The following is a 20,027-nucleotide window of genomic DNA, read 5'->3' on the forward strand; positions in this document are numbered from 1 at the left end:
AAGATCTAGCCGCCACTTTACGGCTCAGTTACACTTTGCTTTCTATTGAGAGAGGTCAACGTGTCGCAATCTATTCTCCAGACTTTGTCTAATCGTGCTGTGCACCAGCAGGTATTATTGCTCGCCATTCCGATGGTGCTTTCCAACATTACTATTCCGCTCTTAGGTTTGGTGGATGCCGCTGTTATTGGCCATCTTGAACACGCTTGGTATTTAGGTGGTGTGGCGCTTGGCAGTACCATGATCAGCGTGGCATTTTGGTTGCTGGGTTTCCTACGTATGTCGACCACCGGCTTAACAGCTCAAGCGTATGGTGCACAAAGTTCAAAGCAACTAGCGTTAGTTTTCATTCAAGGTTTACTGATGGCATTGGTCTTTGCTTTGCTATTTTTGTTATTACACCGCGTGTTGGGTGAGGCCATTTTTTCGTTCAGTAGCGCCAGTGATGAAGTTAAGCATTACGGTTTACAATATTTTTTGATCCGTGCGTGGAGCGCACCTGCGGCCTTAGCCAATTTTGTGTTGTTAGGTTGGTTGCTCGGTACGCAAAATGCCAAAGCCCCGATGTGGATGGTGATTATTACCAACCTAACTAATATCGTACTTGATATTGTCTTTGTCATCGGCTTAGATTGGAAAGTTGAAGGGGCGGCGTTGGCATCTGTAATTGCCGATTATGCCGGTATGAGCTTTGGGCTATTTTGTGTCTGGCGCTATTGGGTTGCTCAAAAACTGCCTTCACCTTTTACATTATTGTCGACCGCAACTCATGGTATCGCGCGTTTTGTAAAATTGAATCGAGATATCTTCTTGCGTTCACTTTGCCTGCAAGCAGCGTTTAGCTTTATGACCTTTCAAGGAGCTGCTTTTGGTGACCAAACCGTCGCGGCAAACGCAGTGTTAATGAGCTTTTTGATGATAATTTCTTACGGTATGGATGGTTTTGCCTACGCGATGGAAGCCATGGTTGGCAAAGCTATTGGCGCGAAGAGCGAGCAACAACTCAAAGGGGCTATCATCGGGAGCTTCTTTTGGAGTGCGATCATTTGCTTGCTATTAACTATCGCTTTTACCGTTGCGGGATCGCAATTGATCACTTTGATCACTGATATTAACAGTGTGCAGTTAGAAGCTCAGCGTTATTTACCATGGCTGGTGGCGATGCCATTAACGGCGATGTGGTGTTTCTTGCTAGACGGTATTTTTATTGGTGCAACCAAAGGTAAAGAGATGCGCAATAGTATGTTTGTTGCTATGTGTTGTTTCTTTGGAGTGTTCTACACATTCTCATTTTTAGACAACCATGCACTATGGCTTGCGATGCTTAGCTTTATGGCAATGCGAGGTATTGGACTTGGTATTGTATTGCTTTCTCAATGGCGACGTGGTGAATTTTTGCACTAGCCGCAGCAAGATCATCTCATCAATCGCTTAAGCTCTTTTAGTTGCGTATATCAATGTGCATTGCTGCACATTGATACTTACTACGTTTCATCCATGCTAATTACATTCCACACACCGCTAATTCAGAATAGGCGGTTAAGCCCATTCAACGCCGCCACACGATAGGCTTCAGCCATAGTTGGGTAGTTGAAGGTAGTATTAACGAAATATTCGATAGTATTCGCTTCGCCTTTTTGCTCCATAATGGCTTGGCCGATGTGGATGATCTCAGCGGCACGCTCACCAAAGCAGTGAATACCTAAAATTTCTTTGGTTTCGCGGTGGAAGAGAATTTTCAAACTTCCGATGTCTTTTCCTGCGATCTGCGCGCGAGCTAGGTGTTTAAAAGAAGATCGGCCTACTTCATATGGAATTTTGGCCGCGGTTAGCTCTTGTTCTGTTTTCCCAACAGAGCTAATTTCTGGAATGGTGTAAATCCCGGTAGGAATGTCATCAATGAGGTGCCCTTGCGCTTGCCCTTGAGTAATCGCTTGAGCAACAAAGCGCCCTTGATCATACGCAGCACTTGCTAAGCTTGGGTAGCCAATCACATCACCCACCGCATAAACATGTTCAACCGTTGTTTGGTAATTGCTATTAATGGCAAGCTGGCCCCGTGAATCGGCACTTAAACCGACGGCGGCCAAGTTTAATTTATCGGTATTACCAGTACGTCCATTAGCGTAAAGCAGACAATCGGCTTTCATTTTTTTGCCAGACTGAAGGTGAATAATGACTCCGTCTTCAGTGCCTTCTACTTTTTCATACGTTTCATCATTACGAATCACAACACCACTGTTCCAAAAGTGGTATGACAAAGCATCGGAGGTTTCGTTATCCAGAAACGACAATAGGCGATCACGGGTGTTAATTAGGTCGGTTTTGACACCTAATCCACGGAAAATCGAAGCGTATTCACAACCGATAACACCAGCACCGTAAATGATGATGTGGCGAGGGTCATGTTTAAGAGAAAGGATAGAATCGCTGTCGTAAACGCGTTCATGGTTGAAATCAACATCCGCAGGTCGATAAGGGCGCGAACCGGTGGCGATGACAAATTTATCTGCCGTATAGTGCTCGATAGTGCCATCGCTTTGCGTGACTGAAACGGTATTACTCCCCGTGAATTTTGCTGTGCCGAAAATCAAGGTACATTCATTGCGATCATAGAAGCCTTGGCGCAAGCGAGTTTGTTTATCAATAACGGTTTTTGCGTGACCTAAAATGTCAGAAAAAGTGGCGTGTAAACTGGTGTTATTGGCACAAAATAGGGGATTGCTGTTAAATTCAATAATACGACTCACCGCGTGGCGTAAAGCTTTGGATGGGATTGTCCCCCAATGCGTACAGCCTCCACCGACACTGCTCTCTTTTTCGATAATGGCGACATTCAACCCGGCTTTGGTTAATCCCATTGCAGCCCCTTCACCGCCAGGGCCGCTGCCAATGACAATGACATCAAAGTGGTTCATGTTAGCCATATCTATTCCTTGTTGTATTTATTTAACATTGCTGTAGCGAGATTTTAACTGATCTTGGAGTGTGGTAAATGATGTTGCAGTGAGAGAGTGGAGAGGATCACGCGGATTATATAAAAACGTTATTTTATGGTGTGACTTTCGCTTATTTCTTTGGAAGTGGTTGAAAATTGTTCATGTTGCCGTGTAATTTGTCACTTCCTTCAAAGAGGTCAGTTTTGTCGCTTAGACAACACTCTTAATCACGTTATAGTATGCCTCAGAGATTAAAAGAGAACCGACTCATATGAAATCAATGGGAATCCGCGCATTACAAAAAGAAAAGACACGTCGTTCATTAATTGATGCGGCATTCAGTCAGCTTAGCGCTGATCGTAGTTTTTCGAACTTAAGTTTGCGAGAAGTCGCACGTGAAGCGGGTATTGCGCCAACCTCTTTTTATCGACACTTTAAAGACATGGATGAGTTAGGCTTAACCATGGTTGACGAAGGTGGATTGTTATTACGCCAATTAATGCGCCAAGCTCGTCAACGCATTGTCAAAGAAGGCAGTGTTATCCGTACTTCGGTAGAAACCTTCATGGAATTTATCGAAAGCAGCCCTAACGTTTTTCGCTTATTACTGCGTGAGCGTTCGGGAACCTCTTTTGAATTTCGTGCCGCGGTGGCACGAGAAATACAGCACTTTTCTGCCGAATTAACCGAGTATTTAATGACGACAGGCATGAGCCGAGAAGAGGCATTTACTCAAGCTGAATCATCGGTTACTTTGGTGTTTAGCTCTGGTGCTGAAGCATTAGATTTAGATCGACGTGAGCGAGATGAGCTCGCTGAACGTTTGATCATGCAGTTGCGAATGCTAGCCAAAGGGGCGTATTGGTATCGCAAAGAACGTGAACGTAATCGACTAAAAGGCGGGATAGAGTAATGTCGAATGAAAACAGCATGAGCAACCGTGGATCAGAAAGAAAGACACTAGTACTGGCTGTCGTTGCAGGTATTTGTGGTGACGCTTTGTTGTCTTGGATAACAATGAGTGACGTTTCCTTTTCCATTTTCCCTGTGATTGCCTTAGTGCTTTCCGTACAGGCTCTTTATCAAGAATACTTGCGAAATCCTGTTGCTGAAGATATTCCTTTGGTGGGGCTAGCGTGTTTCTTTGTCGGCGCATTTGGCCACTCTGCATTTATTAAAGCCCAGTATCCGGATGCTGGCTCAAATTTCTTCGCTATTTTAGTGTCGTTATTACTGTTGCTGTGGGTTGGGAAAAAATTAGGCTTCGTTGGTAAGCCACGAGTTGAATAGTGTTTTAAAATGTTGTGATAGAAATCAATAACGCAACACTAAAGAGCAATAGCCGAGTCGTAGTGTTGACCGTTGTTACGAATTGGTCAGGATCTTGATGTGTTCCTTACCATGGGTGGTGATGCTCATTTCTGTCATTATGCTAGTGCTCTTTGTTTGGTTAGGAGGATTGATGGATAGCGTTGGCATCGATAGTTGTGATGCTACTATTCGAGTGCAATGCAAATAACATTTGTCGTGTTGGTATCCTCAGTCAGTCACACATATCTGGCGTGTTTGGGTCGGCAATTAACCAGTAGCTGAACAGTCTATCTCGGGTTAAAATAGCAGTATTATTTGTAGTGAGAACAGGGCTATTTAAACTTACTAACCAATGATAAAAACTAACATTTCTTATTGGCAGTCCGCTTTTCCTATCTTTTTTTGAGGGTCAATACTATGTTCCGTAAACTATTCTCTATTATGGCGATTTTCGCAACCTTAACTTCCACTCAAGCGTTGGCTGATGACTACAGCGATACCGTCGCTAATTTCAAGTCTGCCCCAGAAACTGCGCAGATGTTTTCTACTGCTCGTGCTTATGCGGTTTTTCCAACCATAGGTAAAGGCGGTATTGGGATCGGTGGAGCGCATGGCAAGGGGCGGGTGTTTGTAAATGGTCAATCTATTGGTGAGACGAAGATGTCACAGCTTTCAATCGGTTTACAGCTCGGTGGTCAAGCGTATAGTCAAATCATCTTTTTTGAAAATCAGGCGGCACTTGACAATTTTACCAGCGGTAACTTTGAATTTTCTGCGGGCGCTTCTGCTATCGCCATCACTGCCAGTGCACAAGCCCAAGCCGGAACTTCAGGCTCTTCCGCTAACGCAGGTTCTTCATCAGAAAACTCCAACCAAGCAGGCATCACTTACAACAACGGCATGGCAGTTGTCACCATGGGTAAAGGTGGCTTGATGTATGAAGCATCAATTGCGGGTCAAAAGTACAGCTTCAAAGCTAAGTGATCACTATCTAATTGGGCAATGGTCGAACGACCATTGCCTTATCTCTTTCGCTATTATCTACACACCAGCTACGAGCAGTGCTGGTGGTGATCATATCAAATCCCATTATTGCAATTCAGCATTTCAGGTGTTCCCGTACCCTAAGCCCCTCAGAACTAAAACCTTTTAATCCCTTATTTAATACGCTCTAGAAGCACACCTGCTTCCATATGGTGGGTAAATCGAAGCTTTAATCCATCAAAGTCTACAGAGTTATATTTTTAAATAATAAAGTCATGATTTTTATATGTTTTTATGATCCTGTTGTCCGGTGAAGTCCAAAGCCGTACAATAGAAACTCGATGTTTCCCGTACCCCAGGCCGTACCCAGAGCCGTACCCAGAAATACAGAGGTTTTCCAACGATGACGAAACGAATCAGTACCAATGCAACGTTGCAAGCATTGAAGCCACAGGATAAGGAATACTCGATCCCCGATAAGAAGGTCGAAGGATTGAACATTCGAGTTCGTCCAACAGGCACAATGACTTGGATCTTTCGTTTTCAAGTAGGGAAGAAACACGAAAAAATCTCTATGGGTCGATACATTAAGATCAAACCAGAGCGCGGGATGACATTGGATCAGGCGCGAAAGGAAGCTGGCCGTTATCGAAGTTGGTTGGAGAATGGTAAGAACCCAAAGGTTGAACTGGATATAGAGAAACGAGCGCAAGATGAAGCGAAGACCTTTGATGATGCGTTTATTAGCTTCGATGAGAAACGGCTATCAAAACAGCTACGGGGTGACCAGTCTAGGACCATTTACAATCGAGATATCAAGCCAATTCTCGGTAACATCAAATTGGCAGATTTAAGCATATATGATCTCAATAGGGTCTTTGATGCGAAGGTTGATAAAGATGGTAAGCGTATGGCAGGGGCTATTGGTGTTTGCCATAAAATTATCAATCAAGTGATTAACCATGCCCTAGCACTAAATATGCTCGATACTCATCCTGCACCACAACTGAAAGCAAAAGACGTTGGTGGCGGCTCTAAAGTCACAAAACGTAATTTAAGCTTTTCAGAGTTAAAGATTCTGTTAACGAGTATGCCGTCATGGCGTACAGATCCCTCGAACATCCGTTTAATGCAGTTCCTACTTGGTTGTGGACAGCGTATCAGTGCCGTACTGGAAATGCGTTGGAGTGAATTAGATTTTGATGAGGGAATTTGGCTATTACCAGCCAGCTCAGAAGAGCGACACACTAAAAGCCAAGATGCACGTAAAGTACCTTTGAGTGGCTACTTGTTTGCACTTCTAAAAGAGCAGCGTGACAGTGTGCCAAGTAAGTGGAAATTGGTATGGCCCCAGCTAATGGTCGATAAAGTGCAAGAACCTGCGGCAGTACGGGCATTGATCAAACGTAATCTACCTACCGATTTTGAGCGCTTTTCACCTCATGACTTGCGTCGTACCTTTATCAGCCGTTGTAGTGAAATGGGGTTAGATATCGTAGCGATTGAAAAAACAGTCGGCCACCAGCTTCCAGGTATGCTCAGAGTCTATAACCATCACGATTATATTGATGAGCAGTTGAAGGTTCTGGAGGCATGGGGGAACAAGTTGCAATCGCTAATGGAAGCGAACGTCCACCCATTACCTTCAGCTAAGATGGCCTAATTTAGTCTTTGCTTTACGGTCAGATTAACCGCTCTTTATGCATAGAGTAAGAGCGGTATTGCTTGATTAAGATTTAGCTGATGCGCGTCCGGTCTTTTCTCTAAACTGCTTTTGCTTCCAAGCCTTCATCATCTTATACATAACGTCATTACTGGTTATGAACCGTTCTTCGCTACGAGATGAACTTTCAGCATTCGATGAACTTTTCCTTTTATTTCTTCGTCTATTTGGGTTGGGTATTTTATCTTGATCACATGTGAATAAGGTGTCGAGTAAGGCAATGTTGCTATTGTAATACTGCGTTGCTGACACGGGTTGTATCAAGTGTGGTAGAAATTCCAGCTTGGATTTGATGTAGTTATAAATCCATATGTTCTGTGCTTTGTTTTTTGGTTCTATCCAGCTGTAGTTTGGATTCAAGTGATGACTTATGTAGCGCCATTTCTCTTTTAAAATGCTCATGAGATTTTCTTTCGCAGAGGCTTTTGCATCCCATTGGTCAAAAAAATCATAGACAAGTTCCAATGCTTCAGCACTGTTAAGCGGTAACTTATTTAATCCTGAAATATGATATGGATTTCTTTCTTCATCATGTAAGTGCCGTAAGCAGTAGCGTACGGCAAATTCGTAACTAAATGCTCGTTCTTGGTCATCTAAATCGTCGGTTCTTGTTGAAAAAAACCTCAACATTGACCAAACAAAGTAGACCATTCTATCTTCATTTTTTTCGATCCAACGAAAGGAACGGTTAGGCAATAAGTGCTTTATTGCTTGCTCATTCATCTTTTCTATTTGGCTATCAATTTTCGTATGCACGTTGTTGATTGCCATATTGATCTTTCGTTGTAACTCTTCTTTATCTTCGCTTTCTACGCTGTATGAGATGTCTGTGTTTTGAGAAATATAGAACAGGTAGTACTTCAAATAACGCACGTTATTGACTCGAAAGAGTCCTCTCTCCGCTAATTTTTCTTCAAATATGCTCTTCTTGCTCACGATGTTTTTCCGTACGAATAAATGATGAAATTAAGTATGTTTTACTATGTCTATATTGAGTGTTTTTATGATTTATTTTCGTAGTAAAAAAGTTCCTGTATTTTTGTTGATGTCGTCCATTTTTACCAGCAACAGCTAGTTTTTAGTGCATGATGTTGGTCTTTTTTCTATGGATTTTACCTATTTTTACTTGCTGCATAAAGTTCGAGTAATCAAGTTGTTCGAATGACACTCTAATTCAATGAAAAAATACAGGTTAGTGAGGATAAAGAAGGGAAAAAATTGCTGGAGGTGTGGTTTGTGACACTGTTATCTCATCACACTGATATGAAGCGTGTTGGTATAGGTAATATACATAACTACCAACTACTAAAATTAACGTTACTCCCTGTGTGTATGAGAGACACACGAATAGGGATAACAACACCATGAATCACCAGTACACATCTGAAGACAAATTCAACAACTACGACCTACCTCAACCAACGAAACGAAAGCAACGATTCTTCTATCGCAAGTTTCACCTCTACAAGATTTCTCAATTGATAGAGAAAGCATTGAAGTATCACCCTAGGCTATCCGTGTTTCGGATAGACCTACACTTACCCGAAGATTTCGATGATGCAGATTCGAAAGTCATCACCCGATTCTTCAAATCCCTAAATGCCAAATTGGACGTAGATATAAAACGTAAAGAGAAAAGCTGGGGAAGGGGTTTAAAGAACAAGACCAGTTACATCTGGGCAAAAGAGAAGAATACCTCTAAGCAGTATCACTACCATGTGGCTATTTTCTTGAATAAAGACATCTATCATCGACTCGGTGACGTAGGTGCATCAGAAGGGGGTCTAGCGGCTCTAATGAAGCAAGCTTGGTGTAGTGCTATCAAACAGGATAAACCTGCACTAGTCCATTTCTGCAAGAATGGTGTGTACTACTTGAATCTTAACTCATCTGATGTTCAGAGCTCGAAGAATGAGTTATTCAAAAGAGTTTGCTATTTCGCTAAACCTTACTCAAAGATTTATGAGGGAAACGCGAGAAACTTTGGCACTAGTAGTTAGTCAGCTTAAAAGTAACGGTAGTCACAGTCCCTGTGGGGTGAACAACAAACCATAGGAACTAAAATGATTAAGCCACTCAATGTAGTTCACAGTCGCTCTGAAGCGCCTGATCACCTAACCATCACCAAACACGCCGATATTCGCAGTATGAGTTTTGGTTGCTGTCACGACTTACCTTAAAAAATACAACGTGAGTAATACCTATGTCATTCACACACGAAAAGGTATTACTCATGTCAAATAGAACCCACCTCCCAAGCATTACTCTAGATAGAACTTTTGAAGATTACCCGCTGTATTACAGCGACAAGGGGTTATACGAGTCAGCACTGACCTCTATGGTCGATGTCTTTGAACAGGCACTCAGTCATTTTGACATCGCTCTCGCCACACGTTTGGACTTGTTCTTGCCAGAAGACCATCAAGATACCGACCTCAGTATCCTCAACGATTACTTTAATCTGCTTAAAGAAAAGCTTGATACGGATTCTCTGTTCTATGTATGGCGTAAGCGGGAAGACAAGGTGCCATCACACAACTATCGAGTGATGCTGTTTACTGACTATAGCCAGCACTTTGGTTCCGCTATTTGTTGGGACAAGCGCAATGAATTGGTGGAGCATCTTAAAGGGGCTTGGCAAGAAGCGATAGAAAAGCACTACAGCGGAGAAGCGCGTTCATTGGTGTTTTTCAATGACCGAGGCAATTATGGGGGGGGGACTCGTTGTCGTAGCAAAGACGCCAACATAAAGAACACGCTTTTTCACCGTATGAGCAGCCTTGCTGAAGCGTGGGAAGAAAAGCGTTACTGCTTTGGCTCTAGCTTGGAGTAGACCGACTGCATTTTTTTACAGGGGCGGCTTATCTCATGGGTATATACAAAGCAGGAGACGATTCCCAATGAGATTTCTACGACTCAAAGACGTAATGGCGATTACAGGGCTAGGCCGTTCAACTATCTACAAGTTCATGGCAGATGAAACTGACTTTCCTAAGAGTGTACCACTCGGTGGGCGAGCGGTGGCTTGGGTAGAAAGTGAAATCGAGGAATGGATGGAATCGCGTCTGAGTATGCGAGACAACCAAGAATCCTTTCAGTAACACAAACATTAAATCACACCATCAACGGGGCGCTGGCTAAGCAAAGTCATGCGCCCTTTTTGCAATTAGAGAGAGATAAAAAATGAGTTATTCAATTTACGTAGACGGCGCGGCACCAAATAATCAACACGGATGCAGACAAGGTGGGATTGGTATCGCAGCTTTTAATGAGCAGGGTGAACTAGAGCATCAAGATAGCATCACCATTAAGCGTAAAACCACCAATGCCGAATTAGAGCTAATGGCATTAGTCGAAGGTTTAGAGTATGCGCAGGATGGTGACGCCATCTACTCAGACAGTGACTTCTGTGTAAAGGGCTACAACGATTGGTTAGATAACTGGAAAGAGAGAGGTTGGCGTAAGTCAGACAAGAAGCCAGTAAAGAACCGACATCTATGGCAACAAATCGACGAATTACGTTCAAAGAAATACGTTGAGGTGTTTAAGGTCAAAGCCCATTCAGGAGATAAAGGTAACGACATGGCAGACTTGTTAGCCGTTGAAGCGGCAGAGGCTGATTAAGGCTATGTGCACAGTTTGTTAGCAGACCGCTAGCAGGCTGTGCGGTCGTATTCTTGCTTTATCCCTATAATGGTAATTCGTCCTTAGGGTAGCGTTAAGCGTTTTTATAGATAATATATACCTGAAGATTAATCGGTGTAGCGTTGGTTGCTAATATTGAATGTGACTGGGATTGATCTGCCTCTACGTGTTTGTTGAATTAGTTGGTTTGGTGGCAGATGAAAAATAGAGCCTTCCTTTATTAATTAAAAGGTGAACTATTCACATTAAAGAGAACGTTATTACTTCGGGTTTGTTACCTGATAATAGCGACATGATCCCAACTGTGTGAGTGAACCATGAATCCATTAGACTACACCTTCTATACTTTAAACGCGAAACAGTACTTACCGGAACCACCTCAAACGATGACAGTGATACAAGCTCAAAGCCGTCCTCGTTTGTCTGGTATAGTTTTCTTGGTGGGATTCATAGTCGGCCAGATAGTCCATATCTATTAATCTCGGCCTGCGAGATCATAAACACACTATTTTATGTTATGTCGCCAAGTCACAGAGTGAGCCGTCGTTTCTAATGAAGATAATTTTGAGGTTGACATGGTAGGTTCTCAGTTGTTGTCCACGAGTCATCTACAACGCTTAAAGCAACTCGAGAAACATTTTTCTCGCAATGAAACTTATGATGTTGATATTGCTTCCCTTGCTGAAGTTTTGGTCTGTTCAGAAAGGTACGTGAGCAAGTTAATGGCTTCATTTGAAAGCTTTGGGCTTATCCATTGGGCGTCGGGTCAGGGACGTGGCCACCGCTCTAAACTGACACTACTTAAAAGCTTTGAGGCCTCACTGCTGACTCAGTTAGAGCAAATGGCTCGGTCTGGCAGAATGAACCATGCATTTCGGCTAGCCACTCAATTTGGCGAAGTCCGCCTATTTCAAGATCATTTGCCTCTCTGGTTAGGGGACGCACAACAGGAGCTGAAAAAGCAGAACACTTTAATGTATTTAGTGCCATATATGCTGCCTGAATGGCGTCCACATTTGGCACAGTCCGCTCGTTCTATTTTATTGATCGAAAGCGTGTTCGACACCTTAGTGCGTTATGACCCCGTTCAAAATGATATTGCGCCTCACATCGCACACCAATTTCATTACAGTGACAAGCAAATTCGTCTTCGCATCCGTAATGACATCATGATGCACAATGGAGAAGCGCTGACACCGGAGCTGGTCAAAAAAAATATCGAGATGCGTCTCAACACGCCGCACCCATATCAAATTCTATTTCGCCATGTCGAGCGAATTGACATAGATAAGCAGTGGGTCATTTTCTCTATGCGTCAATCTGACCCCGTTTTGCTTCATTTATTAGCCGATTCGCACAGTGCGATTTTTGATTATCAGGCATCAAAACCTATCGGATGTGGAGCATATCGGGTCGAAAGTCTGGAAAAACAGTATTGGAGTTTGGTTCGTAACAACCACTATTTTGGCTTTGGTGGCCATATTGAACGAGTAGAGTTTTGGTGTAGCGATGCCCGACCTCAAACGCCTATGCACGTGGCAGAACTGCTCTATTGCGAATCTCAACCCGCTCAACCACAAAAAGTCGATCGCAGTGGGTGTACTGTTTTGCAGTTTCATCATCATGCAAACGCCTTGTCCGCTCAAGAAAGAGCTTGGCTTGTTCATCATAGCCGCCGCTTTACACTTGATAGCCAAAAAAGAGCAGCGAACAGCGTGATGGATTGCCATCAAGATAAGGGGTTTCACTTGTTCAATCACGACATGAAACTGCCATCTCGTCCGGTGGTCATTGAAGTGATAGACAGTCATATGAGGGAGTTGCAACCTTTGCTTGATGCGTTGTCTCAAAAAGGGGTTATTTGGCAGGTATGTCTTCAAGGACAGTCTCAAGATGTGGCTGTTGATGTCTCCTACGACTGTTACGTATTTGGCGACGACCTGACGTTCCAGTATTACGAATGGCTACTTTGTGGCAATGTGTTTAGTCTATGTTTGTCTGAACGAGGAAAACAAAGCCTATTAACCTTTATTGATATGCTCATGCAGGAAAGTAACGACAGTGAGGAGTTTCTGCACAAGCTGTATCGAGCGGAGGATTGGCTTATCCAGAACTATTATTATTGTCCTCTGTGGCGCAATCATTTCACCGTCACTCGCGCGGACAATTTGTATGGCACCGAAACCAACAATATGGGTGTCATGTCTTTGGTCAATATGTGGTTGGAGTAATCGCTGGTATGATAGTGTGTCAGTGGCGATTTTTTGAAGTGTTTAACGGAAAATTAAGGATAGAAAATGGATTTTAACCTTTGGCTCGGCTTTGTCGCGGCATCGCTCATTCTTACCGCGACACCGGGGCCTAGCATATTTTTAGGTATTGCACATGCACTGAAGTATGGGCATAAACGCGTGCTTTATACCGCCCTTGGGGACATCTCAGCTAACTTTATTCAAATGGTGTTAGTCGCCTTGGGTTTAGGTGCCATTCTTGCCAATTCGGTAATGGCATTTACTGTCATCAAAGTCTTTGGTGTGATCACCTTGGTTTACATGGGGCTAAAAATGCTCCTCGCTAAACCGGCACAAGTTGAGTACTTAAACCTCAACGAATCAGATTTACAGGCCTCAAACAAAAAGTTGTTTTACTCTGGCTTTTTAGTCGCGGCTGGCAATCCCAAAGCCATCCTATTCTTTTCGGCTTTTTTTCCGCAATTCATCAACCCCGACTTACCCGTATTCCCTCAACTATTAGTGATGTGCCCAACCATGGCGTTGCTTGATTTCAGTTTAGTGATGTTTTATGCGTTTTCGGCCAGACGGATTGTTGATGCGAGCCGACTATCTCTTACCGCTGTGACAAGAGGAAGTGGTGCTTTACTGCTGGGAGCCGCAGGTATTCTAGCAGTTAAAGAACCCACTTAATCTCGACTGAGAACCGCGACCAAGATTGAACATACTGTGCCCAGCACAACCATTACACCTATTTAGCAACTCTCGGAGTAAGACACCTATGATCACTTTTTACGAACTGTGTGGGGGCGATGGCTTAAAATTCAGTCCTTATTGTTGGCGAACGAAAATGTGCTTGATACACAAAAATATAGCGTTTGATACCACTGAGCTTTCTTTTGTCGACATTCAGGCTCAGTTTAAGGCGCAGTTTTCTACACTCCCCGCCATCAAAGATGGTGAAACGGTGCTCTCTGATTCGTTTAACATCGCTGATTATCTTGAGGCCCACTACCCTGAATCACCTTCATTATTTGGCGGTGAAAAAGGGCGTTTAATGGCACTTTTTTTCCATGAGTGGGCAGCATCATTACATTCGGACATCGCCAAAATTGCCATCTTCGACATTTACTGCAAGCTTAAAGATCGCGATAAAGATTACTTTCGTTCCTCTAGAGAGAAACACTTTCAGGACAGCTTAGAAAATGTACAAAGCAACAGCCAAGAGTTAGCAAAGGCCGACTTACTCAAAAAAATGAGAGTACTGGAATCTTATTTAGCTAAGACACGATACTTATCGGGCGATGCGCCCATGTATTCAGACTATATCGTCTATGGGACGTTGAAGTGGCTGCTGTCTACGAGTAACGCTTTCACAGGGGAAATGCTGACTAGCCATGTTTTGAATTGGTATGACAGCCTAGATAGGATTGGCACTGGAATTTAAACATGCTTTAAGACAACGATGGAAATGTGAACGCAACGCATAGTTTGCGTTTAAATTTATCGGATGTTACATATTGATTTGTTATAGTTTATTTCCGTATGTTGCTGTCAATATGCAATGTACAGAATAAACTTTCATGTCAAAAAAGTGCCACAGGATATCGTATTATGATAACTAAAGTTGTTCCTCTGATGTTGTTAGTTTCGTGTTCAAGCTTTGCATCAAGTGAGATTGTTGATAATTTTTCTCACATAGGATTTGGTTATAAAGGAGCTAGTTTTAAGTCGGGAGCGTTAAAACCTTACCTTAACGATAAGTATGACAATACAGAGAATAAGACGATGGGAGGGTTATACTTAGATGTCAGTGCTCAAGTTTTTGACTACGTATTCGTTGAAGGAAAAGCAGACTTTCTCACTCGATTTAGTTCGGAGGTAGATAGTTGGCAAGCTGGCGGAGGACTCATTGGGCGTTTGGGAGGGGCAATGGCCAGCTCTTTATCCTGTGGAGCAGTAAACTATCGTGCTGATAGTGATTACAGTTCACCATATTCCGAGCGTGGAACATACTGTCAAGCGATGGTTAGAAAACAAATAGCTAATCATTGGTTGATGGGAGTTTCCTATCAGCATGATTTCTTAGATCTAGCAAGAGATGAGTTTAAGTGGAATAACGTCTTTCAATTCGGCTCAGTGTTTGGCTTAGTTGCAAATTTAGAATATGCAGAGCGTGATGAGGCGGAAGTGAGCTATGAGCTTGGGTTGCAGTTCTCATTTTAACTGGCGAGGGTATATATTTTTAGAAGGTTCATTTTATTATCAATATATTATTTTGTTTTTCATAAGAGGCTAGACTTAGCCACCACTTGAAAGTCATCTCTGTATAAAATGGTGCCGACGTCTGAATAATGTAATGTCGCCACCTTTGTATCATATTCTTCTAATATATATTTTAGCTCATACATGAGTGATATATGTTTGACGCTTGAGTCTAAAAACCAAGAGATAGCATTGTCTGGCCATGACTTTGAGTGGAACGGTGGACATGGTAGTGATTCATTAAGTTGAGTGAAGATTTCTTTAATATGCACCTGATGGTACTCGTAAAGGATCAATCCGTCGACAAGCATCATTTGTGCTTGGGTAATGATACCATGAGTATGCTGGAGTCGCTTTTCCTCCTCCATACTGGCAATAAATCTTATAAACATTGGATTCCTTTATTACTATTTATTCATCTAGTTTAAGATTTTATCATTGATAATTTATCGTTGGACGATTTGAGAGTTAGCACAGAGTGTAAATAAATTTCATTCTATTAGTCAATTATAGAGGAGATGCACATGAAAACCATTATCCACGAAGCCATCAATCTTAGAGAGGCCGGAAATTATCATGCGTCTCGGCTTTTGCTGCGTACGCTATTGGATGACAGTCAATATGCAGCCAAAGCAAATTTATACATGGCTTGGTCTTATGATAATGAAGGCAAAGAGAAGCAAGCGCTTATACATTATCATCTTGCATTGGAAGGGGATCTTTCCATAACTGAACGTTTTGATGCTCTGTTTGGGTTGGCGAGTACTTATCGCAGTTTGGGTAAATACACTAAAGCGTTAGAGTATTTTGAGCGAACCATTGCTGAATACCCTGATTCACTGGAAGTACAGCCGTTCTATGCCATGTGTTTGTACAACTTAGAACGACACAAAGAAGCAACGGCGTTACTAATTAAGTTATTGTTATCAACCACTGAGAGTAAGAAAATCAAAAGTTACCAGCGAGCCATTCTGCTTTATGCAAAAGACCTTGATAAAACGTGGTAAATGTTGCGTTCCTACGTATATTTGTTCGTCTAACCGGGGAATAGAAACAATAGAGTAAACCAACTTATGAATTCTAAGGTTATGGAGATCGATAAGTGATTAGCAGTTGGTAGCAGACAAGGATCGATGATGAGAATAGAGAGACGATGTGCTGATATGATAAGTGAGTTTAGTCATGACCCTTCGTAAGGTGACTCACTTTGTTACAGGAGGCGCAGCTGCTGGCATTTTGAATTCTCTTCTTGCACCAGATGAAAATAAGCGGGTGGTAGAGCTGTGTGACCCGTTGGCTTATGGTCCTCTAATTAATTATGGTACTGTGCAGGGACGTGCTCTACGTAGCAATTGGTTTAAGGGGGTATGTGGTCTTATTAATGAACCAGACTTATGGTCATGGTTATCCGACCATATAGGACTGCCCATATTGCAGAGTTATCAGGATCTCGAACGCGATGGTGATTATGTCGTTTGGGTTGGCCAGTCAGTGGATGAACAATTAATGTTGCGATTGCTTTGCTCAGTATTGCCGGAACAAAGTTTATTTTTAGCTGATGTAACGACAGGTCAGTTGGATAGAGACACCATACCAATCGTTGGTGCCTGTTCAGCCGAAGAACTTACTACCGTCATTCCAGTACCTCTTGATATCTTTCAGCAGGTTAAATTAGCCAAAGAATGGGATAGTCTTCTTGTGAGTAGGGATATGGTTCGAACTTGGAACGGTTCCGCAATTGTATCCCATGATGAGACGTTTTTTGATGCTGCTCTTCTTGCTGCGATTGGCCCACGAGTTTGTGTTGCAGCAGTAGTCATTGGTCGTGTGCTTGGTGATTATGTAGGGCAAGTTGGTGATACTTTTCTCTGTTACAGATTGCGTGTGTTGATCTTGAGAAAAATAGTGCGCTCGGTAGGTGAAGGACCTTTCTTTAGGCGTCAGTTGAGTCGAGCGTTATGATATGGGAAGTTCAAACATTTAGTGAAAATATAGGGAGAGAAAAATACAACGGAAACGTAACTGAGAGTAAAGCTCACACTTTGCCTATCGAACACTCATTCCTAGTGTGCGTGCTATAACTAAGTAAAAATTTAAATTCTCATTCTCATCACCGTAGCCTCGGATATTAACGAAGGGAATGTTTTTATTTTCGAGCTATGGAAACAGCCGCGAGTATAAACCATTACAGCATAGTTCTGATTGCGTACCAAAAATTACCAATTGCAGTGTTCATACAGGGATTCGACACATTCTATTGATCTGAATTGAGCTTCATCAATATCAGTTTGGCTTAAGTCATCAAATATTATTCCTTTCATATTTTGAATATCTTTTCCGTTGTATTGACTGATATTTAACCACATATAGCTTGTGATATCATTTTTAGGTACCATTTTCCCCTGATAGTAAATAACAGCAAGCTTATATTGTGCGTCTTGCTGTCCATTCCTTGAGGCTAAGTTAAACCAATGTAGAGAATACTTGTCATTTTGTAGGACACCTTCACCTAGTTCATACATTTGACCAATGTAGAACTGTGCATCTTTATTGCCTTTCTTTGCTGATTGTAAGAACCAATGTGCTGATTTTTTTAGATCTTTGCTAATGCCATCGCCACGGTAGTACATTAAACCCAAATAAAACTGCGCTTTATTTTCGTCATTTTCTGCTGCTAACTTAAAATACGTAAATGCATCCTCGTATTGTTGAAGAGAATAAAGGTAGATTCTCCCAGCACTATATTGAGCGTCTACAAAACCTTGGTTTGCTGACTTAACGTACCAATCTAAAGCTTTCGCGACACTTTTTTCAACACCCAGTCCTTTACTATACATCCAGCCTATCGAGTACTGTGCTTGAGCATCTCCGTTCTCAGCTAAGGGTAGCCATTCTGCATAAGCAGCCTTATATTTCTTTTGGCTAAGCGCGATGTATCCTTTTTCATAGGCTTCATCAGAGTTTAGAGTTTGTTCATTTGTGATATTGGTAGTACCACTCGTACAGGCGCTTAAAATAAAAAGAGGAATGGAAAATTAAATAGCGAAGCATGATTTATTGACTGTATGATGAAAATTTAAACGTAAGTATATCAGTGATGGTCACTAAAAATATGATGTTAATCAGATGATTAATAAGTGCTATTTGAATTAAGTGAAATTGCCAGCTAATGGGAATAGTATTGTTGAGAGGTATTTAGATAAGAAGCTATGTCTAGAAGCAAAAAAAAAAAGAATGGGGAGCGTAATTGCTCCCCATTGTCATTTTTTACTGTTGCTGGTGGTATTACTTTTCTTTGGCTGGTTCACAGCCTTCAGGAACGGTGATGGTCGATACATCCTTACCTTCCTGTTGCGCTGTTTTTACATCCATTTTGTATTGAGTACATTTGCCTACACTGACGTTAACGGCTCCCGAATGTGCGGATGGGTTACCGCCCAGTGTTCCACCAGCAAATGCGGAAGAGGTTGAGAAAACTAATGCTGCTGTGATGAGTAGAGATGACTTTTTCATAGTTTATCCTTACAAGTTGGTTGAGTATGTTATTTGAAAGTTAGAAGGTGTAGACAAAGGTGCCAGCGCTGGAGGTGACTTCGATTTCTTTCACGTTGTCCACTGTGCAGTTGTTGCTGTATCCGGTGTAGGTTTGGCCGAACTTTAATGAAACGTTTCTTGATAGCTCTGAGGTTGTGCCTGCGGGTAATCGGCAGTTGCCACGGTTAATCACTACATTGCTTATTACGGTGTTATCGGTAATGGCTTGTAGGTCAAAGACCAATGTTCCCCAGTGAGGGTTAGCTGATATCGACACTTCAATATCTGCTGTTGCTGCTTGAGTCTCTTCTTGATCGCCACAAGCGGTGAGTCCAATAAACAGCAAGCTCATAGCGGCGTATCGGAGTAGAGTGTTGATTAATGTCATAACGGTGCTCTCCTTATCGGTGAGTGAAATTCAGGGCGTACTGATTTCATCGCGTTCACGCATGAACCGCTCAAGATTGAAATCAGTCGGATAGGTAAAAGAAAACGTCGATACACTGGCCTCATCAATCAAAGGCAAGGCGAGGGTGCGTATCGTGTGTTGACCGGATAATCGAAAGAGCAGCAAGAGCGCGTCACACTGAACCGAGAGTCCCAGTGGCTCAATGAGCGCCTTCTCTTGCTGCAATACTTGACTCGATATTTTGAGCATACGGTTGTGCAGTAATGCCGTGTGTACCGCATTTAATACTTGCCGTTGCTTGTCACTCCATTCACGAATATTGGGCAAAGCCACATGTACTTTTGCTAACCATTCTTGCTCTTTTGAATGAGCTGAACCCTTGTGGGGTAAGGGTTTGTCTCTCTTCGAAGAGGACCCTTGCCCGTAATTCAGTGCATCAGGAACAAGCGGCAGTAAGTACTTGCTGGTCAGTTGCCAATAGAGCATTTCCTGCTTGTTGAGCTTCAGTAATTGCTCTGAGGTTTTGCGATAAACATGAGGCATGCTCATCGAATCACACTCCACGTTAAACACGTTCACAATGATGTCATCGAGGTAGCGTTTAATGCTGCGCGTGGTGCGGTGGATATCGAGTAGGGCTAACTGCTGCTGCAACTCCCTAACGGTGATCCATCGATGTTGAGGAATAAGCATCAGCGTGTGCAGCAAAGCGGATAACCCTTCAATGCTGGTTTTATTGCTCATGACTACGCTCTCAATACATCAAAGCTCCACACCGGAGTCGGACATTTAATGTCGGGAGAATAGAGGTGGGTCAGACACATAATGTCCAACGGTGAAAACAGCATCAATCGGCATCACCAAAGCGTGAGCCGATTAACATTAACGAGGCTTATGCTTATCACTGAGCTCGGCAATCGCTACCAATAACCCAATCAGCAGCACCACCAGAAACCCTAAAGTGGATAGGGCTCCAATGGCACCGA

At 42.6% G+C, this 20,027-nt stretch carries 21 protein-coding genes; 15 read left to right on the forward strand and 6 right to left on the reverse strand.

Features of this window, described 5'->3' with window-relative positions:
- Nucleotides 1-60: 60 nt before the first annotated feature.
- A complete protein-coding gene (gene dinF / locus EYW48_RS14645) occupies nt 61-1,404 on the forward strand; it encodes an MATE family efflux transporter DinF (protein WP_261915925.1) in 1,344 nt (447 codons plus the stop codon).
- Between the two features lie 122 nt (nt 1,405-1,526).
- Here the strand turns inward: dinF and sthA are convergent, their stop codons facing one another.
- A complete protein-coding gene (sthA, locus tag EYW48_RS14650; protein WP_053311442.1) occupies nt 1,527-2,927 on the reverse strand; it encodes a Si-specific NAD(P)(+) transhydrogenase in 1,401 nt (466 codons plus the stop codon).
- Nucleotides 2,928-3,210: 283 nt separating this feature from the next.
- Here sthA and fabR point away from each other — a divergent pair, with 283 nt between their 5' ends.
- From fabR to EYW48_RS14670, 4 genes are all read left to right on the forward strand, one after another.
- On the forward strand, nt 3,211-3,852 hold the full coding sequence (gene fabR / locus EYW48_RS14655; protein WP_053311443.1) for an HTH-type transcriptional repressor FabR: 642 nt from the start codon (nt 3,211-3,213) through the stop codon (nt 3,850-3,852).
- Nucleotides 3,852-4,229, forward strand: coding sequence for a YijD family membrane protein (locus tag EYW48_RS14660; RefSeq protein WP_171980623.1), 378 nt, complete (start codon nt 3,852-3,854; stop codon nt 4,227-4,229). Before fabR ends, EYW48_RS14660 begins: the two co-directional genes overlap by 1 nt.
- 438 nt (nt 4,230-4,667) lie before the next feature.
- A complete protein-coding gene (locus EYW48_RS14665; protein ID WP_168523726.1) occupies nt 4,668-5,234 on the forward strand; it encodes a YSC84-related protein in 567 nt (188 codons plus the stop codon).
- Nucleotides 5,235-5,637: 403 nt separating this feature from the next.
- A complete protein-coding gene (locus EYW48_RS14670) occupies nt 5,638-6,897 on the forward strand; it encodes a site-specific integrase (RefSeq protein WP_194566572.1) in 1,260 nt (419 codons plus the stop codon).
- A 66-nt stretch (nt 6,898-6,963) separates the two neighbouring features.
- Here EYW48_RS14670 and EYW48_RS14675 read toward each other — a convergent pair whose 3' ends face one another.
- The gene (locus EYW48_RS14675; RefSeq protein ID WP_277432596.1) at nt 6,964-7,893 is read right to left on the reverse strand and encodes a hypothetical protein; all 930 of its coding nucleotides are present in this window, start codon (nt 7,891-7,893) and stop codon (nt 6,964-6,966) included.
- A 428-nt stretch (nt 7,894-8,321) separates the two neighbouring features.
- On the opposite strand from EYW48_RS14675, the gene EYW48_RS14680 reads away from it, so the two are divergent.
- The 10 genes from EYW48_RS14680 (at nt 8,322) to EYW48_RS14725 (ending at nt 17,060) form a co-directional block, all read left to right on the forward strand.
- Complete coding sequence (locus EYW48_RS14680) at nt 8,322-8,957, forward strand: inovirus Gp2 family protein (RefSeq protein WP_277432597.1); 636 nt, start codon at nt 8,322-8,324, stop codon at nt 8,955-8,957.
- 233 nt (nt 8,958-9,190) lie between these two features.
- Nucleotides 9,191-9,790 (forward strand): inovirus Gp2 family protein, encoded by a 600-nt coding sequence (locus EYW48_RS14685; RefSeq protein WP_277432598.1) that lies wholly within the window; start codon nt 9,191-9,193, stop codon nt 9,788-9,790.
- A gap of 67 nt (nt 9,791-9,857) precedes the next feature.
- Nucleotides 9,858-10,058 (forward strand): AlpA family transcriptional regulator, encoded by a 201-nt coding sequence (locus EYW48_RS14690; RefSeq protein ID WP_039437545.1) that lies wholly within the window; start codon nt 9,858-9,860, stop codon nt 10,056-10,058.
- 82 nt (nt 10,059-10,140) lie between these two features.
- A complete protein-coding gene (locus EYW48_RS14695) occupies nt 10,141-10,581 on the forward strand; it encodes a ribonuclease HI (RefSeq protein ID WP_072610185.1) in 441 nt (146 codons plus the stop codon).
- Between the two features lie 596 nt (nt 10,582-11,177).
- On the forward strand, nt 11,178-12,833 hold the full coding sequence (locus tag EYW48_RS14700) for an SgrR family transcriptional regulator (protein ID WP_277432599.1): 1,656 nt from the start codon (nt 11,178-11,180) through the stop codon (nt 12,831-12,833).
- A 66-nt stretch (nt 12,834-12,899) separates the two neighbouring features.
- Complete coding sequence (locus EYW48_RS14705) at nt 12,900-13,526, forward strand: LysE family translocator (protein ID WP_277432600.1); 627 nt, start codon at nt 12,900-12,902, stop codon at nt 13,524-13,526.
- Nucleotides 13,527-13,614: 88 nt separating this feature from the next.
- A complete protein-coding gene (locus tag EYW48_RS14710; RefSeq protein WP_017099647.1) occupies nt 13,615-14,280 on the forward strand; it encodes a glutathione S-transferase N-terminal domain-containing protein in 666 nt (221 codons plus the stop codon).
- A 167-nt stretch (nt 14,281-14,447) separates the two neighbouring features.
- Nucleotides 14,448-15,059 carry a hypothetical protein gene (locus EYW48_RS14715; protein WP_065679791.1) on the forward strand — a complete coding sequence of 204 codons (612 nt, stop codon included), beginning with the start codon at nt 14,448-14,450 and terminating at the stop codon, nt 15,057-15,059.
- A gap of 563 nt (nt 15,060-15,622) precedes the next feature.
- Complete coding sequence (locus EYW48_RS14720; protein WP_277432601.1) at nt 15,623-16,105, forward strand: tetratricopeptide repeat protein; 483 nt, start codon at nt 15,623-15,625, stop codon at nt 16,103-16,105.
- Between the two features lie 175 nt (nt 16,106-16,280).
- A complete protein-coding gene (locus EYW48_RS14725) occupies nt 16,281-17,060 on the forward strand; it encodes a DUF3658 domain-containing protein (RefSeq protein ID WP_277432602.1) in 780 nt (259 codons plus the stop codon).
- Nucleotides 17,061-17,314: 254 nt separating this feature from the next.
- On the opposite strand, the gene EYW48_RS14730 is transcribed toward EYW48_RS14725, so the two are convergent.
- The 4 genes from EYW48_RS14730 to EYW48_RS14745 all read right to left on the reverse strand — a co-directional run bounded on the left by EYW48_RS14730 (nt 17,315) and on the right by EYW48_RS14745 (nt 19,785).
- On the reverse strand, nt 17,315-18,127 hold the full coding sequence (locus EYW48_RS14730) for a tetratricopeptide repeat protein (RefSeq protein ID WP_346780435.1): 813 nt from the start codon (nt 18,125-18,127) through the stop codon (nt 17,315-17,317).
- A gap of 256 nt (nt 18,128-18,383) precedes the next feature.
- Complete coding sequence (locus tag EYW48_RS14735) at nt 18,384-18,611, reverse strand: hypothetical protein (protein WP_033929402.1); 228 nt, start codon at nt 18,609-18,611, stop codon at nt 18,384-18,386.
- 40 nt (nt 18,612-18,651) lie between these two features.
- On the reverse strand, nt 18,652-19,020 hold the full coding sequence (locus tag EYW48_RS14740) for a hypothetical protein (protein ID WP_277432603.1): 369 nt from the start codon (nt 19,018-19,020) through the stop codon (nt 18,652-18,654).
- A gap of 30 nt (nt 19,021-19,050) precedes the next feature.
- Nucleotides 19,051-19,785, reverse strand: coding sequence for a transcriptional regulator (locus EYW48_RS14745; protein WP_277432604.1), 735 nt, complete (start codon nt 19,783-19,785; stop codon nt 19,051-19,053).
- Between the last annotated feature and the right edge of the window lie 242 nt (nt 19,786-20,027).

Source organism: Vibrio sp. 1180_3, assembly GCF_029478545.1.
In the GTDB taxonomy this organism is placed as follows: domain Bacteria; phylum Pseudomonadota; class Gammaproteobacteria; order Enterobacterales; family Vibrionaceae; genus Vibrio; species Vibrio aestuarianus.

Excerpts from the sequence above, each read along its gene's own strand:
- EYW48_RS14665 (WP_168523726.1), top strand. The coding sequence starts at position 4,668 with ATGTTCCGTAAACTATTCTCTATTATGGCGATTTTCGCAACCTTAACT.
- EYW48_RS14680 (WP_277432597.1), top strand. The coding sequence starts at position 8,322 with ATGAATCACCAGTACACATCTGAAGACAAATTCAACAACTACGACCTA.
- EYW48_RS14710 (WP_017099647.1), top strand. The coding sequence starts at position 13,615 with ATGATCACTTTTTACGAACTGTGTGGGGGCGATGGCTTAAAATTCAGT.
- EYW48_RS14745 (WP_277432604.1), bottom strand. The coding sequence starts at position 19,785 with ATGAGCAATAAAACCAGCATTGAAGGGTTATCCGCTTTGCTGCACACG.
- EYW48_RS14670 (WP_194566572.1), top strand. The coding sequence starts at position 5,638 with ATGACGAAACGAATCAGTACCAATGCAACGTTGCAAGCATTGAAGCCA.
- sthA (WP_053311442.1), bottom strand. The coding sequence starts at position 2,927 with ATGGCTAACATGAACCACTTTGATGTCATTGTCATTGGCAGCGGCCCT.
- EYW48_RS14695 (WP_072610185.1), top strand. The coding sequence starts at position 10,141 with ATGAGTTATTCAATTTACGTAGACGGCGCGGCACCAAATAATCAACAC.
- EYW48_RS14715 (WP_065679791.1), top strand. The coding sequence starts at position 14,448 with ATGATAACTAAAGTTGTTCCTCTGATGTTGTTAGTTTCGTGTTCAAGC.
- EYW48_RS14690 (WP_039437545.1), top strand. The coding sequence starts at position 9,858 with ATGAGATTTCTACGACTCAAAGACGTAATGGCGATTACAGGGCTAGGC.
- EYW48_RS14685 (WP_277432598.1), top strand. The coding sequence starts at position 9,191 with ATGTCAAATAGAACCCACCTCCCAAGCATTACTCTAGATAGAACTTTT.
- EYW48_RS14725 (WP_277432602.1), top strand. The coding sequence starts at position 16,281 with ATGACCCTTCGTAAGGTGACTCACTTTGTTACAGGAGGCGCAGCTGCT.
- EYW48_RS14700 (WP_277432599.1), top strand. The coding sequence starts at position 11,178 with ATGGTAGGTTCTCAGTTGTTGTCCACGAGTCATCTACAACGCTTAAAG.
- fabR (WP_053311443.1), top strand. The coding sequence starts at position 3,211 with ATGAAATCAATGGGAATCCGCGCATTACAAAAAGAAAAGACACGTCGT.
- EYW48_RS14705 (WP_277432600.1), top strand. The coding sequence starts at position 12,900 with ATGGATTTTAACCTTTGGCTCGGCTTTGTCGCGGCATCGCTCATTCTT.
- EYW48_RS14735 (WP_033929402.1), bottom strand. The coding sequence starts at position 18,611 with ATGAAAAAGTCATCTCTACTCATCACAGCAGCATTAGTTTTCTCAACC.
- EYW48_RS14720 (WP_277432601.1), top strand. The coding sequence starts at position 15,623 with ATGAAAACCATTATCCACGAAGCCATCAATCTTAGAGAGGCCGGAAAT.
- EYW48_RS14740 (WP_277432603.1), bottom strand. The coding sequence starts at position 19,020 with ATGACATTAATCAACACTCTACTCCGATACGCCGCTATGAGCTTGCTG.
- EYW48_RS14660 (WP_171980623.1), top strand. The coding sequence starts at position 3,852 with ATGTCGAATGAAAACAGCATGAGCAACCGTGGATCAGAAAGAAAGACA.